This window comes from Flavobacterium polysaccharolyticum, assembly GCF_038739875.1.
Classification (GTDB): Bacteria; Bacteroidota; Bacteroidia; order Flavobacteriales; family Flavobacteriaceae; genus Flavobacterium; species Flavobacterium polysaccharolyticum.
Window position 1 is genome coordinate 167,632 of sequence record NZ_JBCGDP010000009.1, and the last position, 7,487, is coordinate 175,118.

Annotated in this window: 7 protein-coding genes; all 7 read left to right on the top strand. The window is 34.6% G+C overall.

What is annotated here, in order from left to right:
* Positions 1-81: 81 nt before the first annotated feature.
* The 7 genes from WFZ86_RS11020 (at position 82) to WFZ86_RS11050 (ending at position 7,287) form a co-directional block, all read left to right on the top strand.
* Positions 82-3,315, top strand: coding sequence for an efflux RND transporter permease subunit (locus WFZ86_RS11020; RefSeq protein ID WP_342691958.1), 3,234 nt, complete (start codon positions 82-84; stop codon positions 3,313-3,315).
* 69 nt (positions 3,316-3,384) lie between these two features.
* Positions 3,385-3,690, top strand: coding sequence for a hypothetical protein (locus tag WFZ86_RS11025; protein WP_342691959.1), 306 nt, complete (start codon positions 3,385-3,387; stop codon positions 3,688-3,690).
* Positions 3,691-3,706: 16 nt separating this feature from the next.
* A complete protein-coding gene (locus WFZ86_RS11030; RefSeq protein ID WP_342691960.1) occupies positions 3,707-3,892 on the top strand; it encodes a YgaP family membrane protein in 186 nt (61 codons plus the stop codon).
* Positions 3,893-4,066: 174 nt separating this feature from the next.
* The gene (locus WFZ86_RS11035; RefSeq protein ID WP_342691961.1) at positions 4,067-4,522 is read left to right on the top strand and encodes a MarR family winged helix-turn-helix transcriptional regulator; all 456 of its coding nucleotides are present in this window, start codon (positions 4,067-4,069) and stop codon (positions 4,520-4,522) included.
* Positions 4,523-4,535: 13 nt separating this feature from the next.
* The gene (locus WFZ86_RS11040; RefSeq protein WP_342691962.1) at positions 4,536-5,168 is read left to right on the top strand and encodes an NAD(P)H-dependent oxidoreductase; all 633 of its coding nucleotides are present in this window, start codon (positions 4,536-4,538) and stop codon (positions 5,166-5,168) included.
* 39 nt (positions 5,169-5,207) lie between these two features.
* Positions 5,208-5,771: a YceI family protein gene (locus WFZ86_RS11045; RefSeq protein WP_342691963.1), complete on the top strand. Its 564-nt coding sequence runs from the start codon at positions 5,208-5,210 to the stop codon at positions 5,769-5,771.
* A 235-nt stretch (positions 5,772-6,006) separates the two neighbouring features.
* On the top strand, positions 6,007-7,287 hold the full coding sequence (locus WFZ86_RS11050; protein ID WP_342691964.1) for a hypothetical protein: 1,281 nt from the start codon (positions 6,007-6,009) through the stop codon (positions 7,285-7,287).
* Positions 7,288-7,487: the final 200 nt, after the last annotated feature.

A 7,487-nucleotide genomic window follows, 5' to 3' on the forward strand; every position in this document is an offset into this window, starting at 1 on the left:
GGGTTTGGAATAAAAAGATTGCAACGGATAGCCCGACCCGACCTTTTCGAGAGGGTCACGCCCAAATAAATAAAAGAAACTATGCAAGAAGGTATTTCAGGCAAAATTGCCCAAGCATTTATGAACTCCAAATTAACGATTTTGTTAATGATTGGGTTGATGATTATTGGGGTATACAGTTCGTTTCTAATTCCAAGGGAAGAAGAACCACAGATTAATGTTCCGATGGCTGATATTATGGTTGGCTATCCTGGAGCGAGTCCAAAAGAAGTGGAAAGCCGTGTCGCCAAACCACTGGAGAAAATTATCTCGAATATTAAGGGTGTAGAGCACGTGCATACTATGGCCATGAACGGTCAGGCGATGCTGATTGTACAATTTTATGTAGGGCAAGATGTAGAGCGCTCTTATGTAAAACTCTATGACGAATTGGCCAAACACGAAAATATGTTCCCTCAAGGTGTGTACAAACCTATGGTAAAAACTCGTTCTATCGATGATGTTCCTATGCTTGGAATAACCCTTTGGAGCGAGAAACAGGATGATTACCAATTGCGTCAGATTGCAGAAGAAGTAACTTCTGAAATAGAAAAAGTAAAAGATGTAGCCATTACCAAAGAAATTGGCGGCAATAATCGAGAACTTAAAGTTATTCTCGACAAAGATAGAATGTCCGAAAATGGTGTGGATGCTTTAGGAATTATGCAAATGATTCAGGCCAATAACGGCAGTTCGCAATCGGGGAGTTTTGTTGAGAACGATGAAGAATTTTTGGTTACAACAGGACAATTTTTATCGAATGCTGAAGATGTAGAAAACTTAGTGGTTGGTGTCAACAAAAATATGCCTGTCTACTTAAAACAAGTAGCTGCAATCACAGATGGACCTTCTACTCCCAGAAGCTATGTTTCATTTGGTTATGGCAAAGCCAATGATCAATTCAAAACGGCAAAATCAGAATATCCTGCTGTTACCATTTCTGTTGGAAAAGTAAAAGGTGCCGATGCTATGAAAATATCAGATAAGATTTTGACCAAAGTAGAGCAACTTAAAAAAACCATCATTCCAGATGATGTACACGTTGAAGTAACAAGAAACTATGGAGAAACAGCATCGCACAAAGTGGGGGAATTACTGCTTCATTTAGGAATAGCTATTATTGCGGTTACTGTATTGGTCATTCTAGCTATGGGATGGCGTGGTGGATTGGTAGTGTTTTTCTCTGTTCCGCTGACTTTTGCATTAACGCTATTTGCTTATTATTTGTTGGGGTATACACTGAACAGAATCACACTTTTTGCCCTTGTATTTGTAGTTGGAATTGTGGTTGATGATAGTATTATTATTGCCGAAAACATGCATAGACATTTCAAAATGAAGCGACTTCCCTTTAAACAAGCCGCAATTTATGCTATTAATGAAGTCGGAAACCCTACAATTTTGGCCACGTTTACAGTAATTGCCGCCATTCTTCCTATGGCTTTTGTATCTGGAATGATGGGGCCTTATATGAGTCCGATGCCTATTGGAGCCTCTATTGCTATGTTGTTGTCCTTGTTTGTTGCTTTGACCGTTACTCCATATTTAGGTTATCATTTGCTTCAAGAAAAAGAAGAACAAGCGCACAAACATGCCGAAGGCTTAGAAACAAATTTAATTTATAAAATATACAGCAAAATAGAGCGTCCGTTTCTAGACAATAGTTTCAAGAGAAGACTTTTATTGGCTGGAACTGTGGTCTTATTGATTGGTTCGATTTTGATGTTCTTTACCAAATCGGTGGTAGTAAAAATGCTCCCATTTGATAACAAAAATGAATTTCAAGTAGTGATTGATATGCCTGAAGGAAGTACTCTCGAACGTACCTCGGCAGTTACCAGAGAAATTGCTCAATATGTATCAACTCAACCCGAAGTAGTCAATTATCAGAACTATGTAGGTACCTCTGCTCCTATTACTTTCAATGGTTTGGTACGTCATTACGATATGCGTGGTGGTAGTAATATGGCCGACATTCAGGTGAATTTGTTACATAAAGAAGACCGTGATTTACAAAGTCATGACATTGCCAAAGCCATGCGTCCTGAGATTCAAAAAATCGCCAAAAAATATGGCGCCAATGTAAAACTGATTGAAGTACCGCCAGGACCTCCTGTACTGTCTACTTTGGTCGCAGAAATTTATGGTCCTGATTATGAAGAACAAATAAAAGTAGCTCAACAAGTACAAACCATTCTGCAAAACACTACTAATATTGTAGATATCGATTGGATGGTAGAAGACCATCAAACGGAGTACCGCCTTGAAGTTGATAAAGAAAAAGCCATGCTCAATGGTATTGCTCCTCAACAAGTAGTAGGGAATCTTACTTATTTATTAAAGGAATATCCTGTTTCTAATTTATACGACGAAAACTCAAATGACAATGTTAGTATCGTTCTTTCGTTAGACGACAAAGACAAAACCAGTTTACAAGATATCCAAAACTTGAAAATAAAAGGAAATCAAGGGAACATGATTCCGATTAGCGATTTGGTAAAAGTTAAAAATGACACGCTTCAAAAAACCATTTACAGAAAAGATCAAAAACGTGTGGTGTATGTTACGGCTGATATGGCAGGTACATTAGAAAGTCCAGTTTATGCAATTTTGGGAATGAATGAAAAACTCGCAAAAATGAAAATTCCACAAGGCTATAAGATTAATGAATTGTATATGGAACAACCTACAGATGAAAGTGATTTTACAGTAAAATGGGATGGTGAATGGCAAATAACCTTAGAGGTATTTCGTGACTTGGGCGTAGCCTTTATGGTGGTGATTGTGATAATCTATATGTTGATTGTAGGATGGTTTCAGAACTTCAAAACACCAATCGTTATGATGTTGGCTATTCCACTTTCGTTGATAGGAATCGTTTTAGGTCATTGGATGCTAAATGCTTATTTCACCGCCACTTCTTTTATTGGAATGATTGCTTTGGCAGGGGTTATGGTTCGAAATTCGGTTTTACTTATTGACTTCATCGAAATCCGTCTGAATGACGGTGTACCTTTAAAACAAGCCATTATAGAAGCTGGAGCGGTCCGCACCACTCCTATTCTATTAACCACTGGTGCAGTTGTAATTGGAGCATCAATTATTTTGTTTGATCCAATTTTTCAAGGATTAGCCATTTCACTTGTAGCTGGTGCTATTGTTTCTACACTTTTAACGCTAATTGTCGTGCCTTTGATTTATTACATTACTGAGCGAAAAAAATGGGAAACAAATAGTCTCTCCGAAAAAGAGGAATCAGGAGCTGCTAATCAATAAAAATTAGTTTCAAGTTTAAGGTTTCCACTTTTAGAAACCTTAAACTTTTAAACCTTTAAACCTAAAAAAATGAAATTACTACTCATCGTTGCCGTCAAAGCTTTCCAAAAAGAAATCCAACAGCTATTGAAGAAGGCCAATATTAGTTCATATTCCTATAAAGAAGTAACGGGCTACCACAACAGTTCAGAAGAATTGATAGAAGAAAACTGGTTCGCCACCGATAGTATTGAAAATGAGTCAGTGCTGTTTTATGCCTTTGCGAATGAAAAAAAAGTGGATCCTCTATTTGAAAGTGTAGCAGCGTTTAATGCGAAACAAGAATCTTTGTCCCAAATACATCTAGCCGTTTTGTGCATAGAAAAATCCAATTAACTTAAAAAGAAAAAAAATGAAAAACAGAATTATAAGAGCCATAGCAGGAACTTTTGTGCTACTAAGTGTAGTATTATCAATCTATGTTAATCAAAATTGGTTGTGGTTTACTGCCTTTGTAGGAGCAAATTTACTACAATCTTCAATTACCAAATGGTGTTTGATGGAAGACATTCTAACCAAATTGGGGATAAAAGACTAAATGATTTAAAAAATACCTTTCAACTCATTACAAGCCGTGAATTAGTACTTCACGGCTTTTTTTATGACCCTATTTAACCCATTAAGATGTGAAATAACTGTTAAATTTAAAACATTTGTATATACATATAAAAAAAGTGCTACATTTGTATCGACAAATAAAGTAATTACAAACATGAAAATAGAAGAAGTTTTAAAAAGCACTATCGATTATAGCGAATCGACAAGAGTGATTTTAAATATCATGTATACTGAAATTGTTCTTTCGGAAAATTTTAATGAAATTTTAAAACCCTATGACATTTCTGGAGAACAATACAATGTGCTCCGAATCCTAAGAGGTCAAAAAGGAAAACCAGCCAACATGTGTGTGATTCAAGAACGCATGTTAGCCAAAACTAGTAATACAACTCGCCTAGTTGATAAATTATTATTAAAAGAATTAGTAACTCGAAATGTTTGCCCTCACAACCGTAGAAAAATAGAAGTGTTAATTACCGAAAAAGGCTTGTCTTTATTAAAAGAATTAGAACCCCAGTTAAAAGAACATGAGGAATCTTTTGCCAAAAATTTGGCTTCTGAAGAATTACAACAACTGAATTATCTATTAGAAAAATACAGAACTAAATAAATTTAAATATATTATGAGTACATTTTTAGACCAACAAAATTGGAGATATGCTACCAAAAAATTCGATGCTAGCAAAAAAATAACAACCGAAGATTTAAATACTTTAAAAGAAGCCATCCGATTGAGTTCTTCTTCTTACGGATTGCAATTGTACAAGGTTTTTATTGTAGATAATCCGGAACTAAGAGCACAATTACAACCTGCAGCCTGGGGACAAAGTCAAATTACTGAAGCCTCTCACTTATTTGTTTTTGCCAATCAAACGACTGTTGATGCCGAAGATATCGAAGGATACTTAAAAAATGCAGAACAAACCAGAAGTTTACCAGAAGGAACTTTGAATGGTTATGGGGATTTTATGAAAGGAAGTCTTCTTAATCTAGCTGAGGATGCAAAAAAAGTATGGACTGCAAAACAAACCTATTTAGCTTTAGCCAATTTATTGAATGCTGCTGCCGAATTAAAAATTGATACTACTCCTATGGAAGGATTTGATCCTGCTCAGTTTAATGCAATTCTAGGTTTAGACAAATTAAACTTAAATGCGGCTGTAATTGCGGCTGTAGGTTACCGTCACGAAGAAGATGACACACAACACTACGCAAAAGTTAGAAAATCAAACGAAGATTTATTTATTACTTTATAATATTACAACTCAAATATTAATCTAAAAACCAATTTAAACATGAAAAATTTAAAATCAATTGCATTAGCTTTTTTAGTATTAGCTTCAGTAGCTGTAACTGCACAAACCAAAAAAATTGACGTAGCAGGAAGTAGCATCGAATGGTTAGGAAAAAAAGTTACAGGACAACACAATGGTACGGTAAACTTTAAAGAAGGATCTTTAGTATTCAAAGGAAAAGCATTAAAAGGAGGTTCTTTTACTGTTGATATGAATTCTTTAACAGCAACTGACTTACAAGGAGAATACCAAGGAAAATTAAATGGTCACTTAAAAGCAGATGACTTTTTTGGAACAGCAAAATTCCCAACTGCTACTTTAGTATTCAAAAAAATTGGCTCAAAAGCTAAAGATGTTTACGCTGTAACTGCTGACTTAACAATCAAAGGAATCACTAAACCAGTCACTTTTGATATGACTGTAAACGGAAACACTGCTACAACAAATTTTAATGTAGATCGTACAAAATATGACATTAAATATGGTTCAAAATCATTCTTTGATAGTATTGGTGACAAAGCGATCAATGATGAGTTTGAATTGAAAGTGACTTTGAAATTCTAATTTCGAAAACAATTAATACCAGAAAGCCTCAACAATGTTGAGGCTTTTTTTTATAAGTAAAAACAAAGGAAATTACTTTATCAAATCGTAAAAAAAAGATTAAATTCCTCAAAATAATCCTGCTTTTAGTAATGAATCCTTAACCTTTTTCGAAGATTCTTTTAATATAACACTGCTACTTTTGAATAGTCAAAACAACAAAACATTAACAGACGTAGTTTAAACAAAAGTAAAAATGAAACAAAAAGTAGTACTGATCATTTTTCTCTTGAGCTTTTTATCTTCATCAGCTCAACAAGTAAAAGGAATTTATGGCGACACCAATTGGATGTTAAATTGGACTAATTTCAAACCCGCAACAACAGAATACAACGAACCCAATGCTATTTTATCTGGTGTAATTGATAAAGACACCAAACTTAGCAGTGACAAAACCTACCGACTAGAAGGAACCGTATACGTTACCAATAACGCCACCCTAACTATAGAACCCGGAACAGTAATTAGAGGAGATGAAATGACTTGCGGTACACTTGTGATTACAAAAGGAGCCAAAATCATGGCTGAAGGGACTGAAAAAAATCCAATTATATTTACTTCAAACAAAGTTACTACAGTTAGAAAACCAGGTGATTGGGGCGGAATCTTAGTCCTTGGAGATGCGCCAATCAACAAAGTAGGCGTCAATAATCAAGCTTTATTGGATTTTAATTTAGACACCTCCAGATGTTCTTATGGCGGACAAAATCCCGAAAGCAATTCTGGAATATTAAAATTTGTACGAATTGAATATGCTGGAAGAAAACTCAATGCATTAAAAGAATTAAATGGTTTATCACTTGCAGGTGTAGGAAAACAAACCGTATTGAGCCATATACAAATAAGCTTTTCAAACGACGATTCTTTTGAATGCTACGGTGGAGAGCTAAAACTAGATCACTTGATTTCTTACCGTACTACTGATGATGATTTTGATTTCACGCAAGGAATTCAAGCAACTATTTCAAATAGTATTGCTATTCGTCATCCTTTTTCATCGGATGCTGCGGGTTCTAGATGCTTTGAAATTGATTCGTATGACAAAATTGAAAATTATGATCCTAATAAAAAACTAAGCAAAATTGAAGCAAACAACATCACCTTAGTGAATCTTGAGGAAAACAACCAAGGATTAGTAAAAGAATCAATTCACATTAATGATAAATGCTATTTTTCATTAAAGAATAGTATAGTTTCTGGTTTTGCCCCATTTTTGTTGATGGATGGCAAAATTGGGTTAAATCCAGATAATTTAGCTAAAATAACACTAAAAGATATTATTGTAAATAACTGCAAAGGTTCCATCATGAGTGAAGAACCAAGTCATAATGACAAACTAAAATACTGGCCTGACCCCTCTTCAATGGGAATTGAATTCTATTCAATGGCAATTGCTGACTTGTTCAAATTCTCTCAAATCAAAAACAATCCCGATTTCAGAAAAAAAGAAACAGCTATACTTGTTAGTACCAATTAAATTTACACAAAAAAACTATTCATCACGTTTTGCTTCTCTAAAGTAAATTCATTAAAAAAGGCCAATCAGCTAATGAGAGCCACTGAAAAACCACGTCAATTTTGATAGACCTCGTTTTTAGATAAAAAAAACGCTTATAATTGGATTTTAATCTTCCTTTTATAAGCGTTTTTCCTTTGTGATTAATTTTTTAATGGGAT

Excerpts from the sequence above, each read along its gene's own strand:
- WFZ86_RS11020 (WP_342691958.1), top strand. The coding sequence starts at position 82 with ATGCAAGAAGGTATTTCAGGCAAAATTGCCCAAGCATTTATGAACTCC.
- WFZ86_RS11050 (WP_342691964.1), top strand. The coding sequence starts at position 6,007 with ATGAAACAAAAAGTAGTACTGATCATTTTTCTCTTGAGCTTTTTATCT.
- WFZ86_RS11040 (WP_342691962.1), top strand. The coding sequence starts at position 4,536 with ATGAGTACATTTTTAGACCAACAAAATTGGAGATATGCTACCAAAAAA.
- WFZ86_RS11035 (WP_342691961.1), top strand. The coding sequence starts at position 4,067 with ATGAAAATAGAAGAAGTTTTAAAAAGCACTATCGATTATAGCGAATCG.
- WFZ86_RS11025 (WP_342691959.1), top strand. The coding sequence starts at position 3,385 with ATGAAATTACTACTCATCGTTGCCGTCAAAGCTTTCCAAAAAGAAATC.
- WFZ86_RS11045 (WP_342691963.1), top strand. The coding sequence starts at position 5,208 with ATGAAAAATTTAAAATCAATTGCATTAGCTTTTTTAGTATTAGCTTCA.
- WFZ86_RS11030 (WP_342691960.1), top strand. The coding sequence starts at position 3,707 with ATGAAAAACAGAATTATAAGAGCCATAGCAGGAACTTTTGTGCTACTA.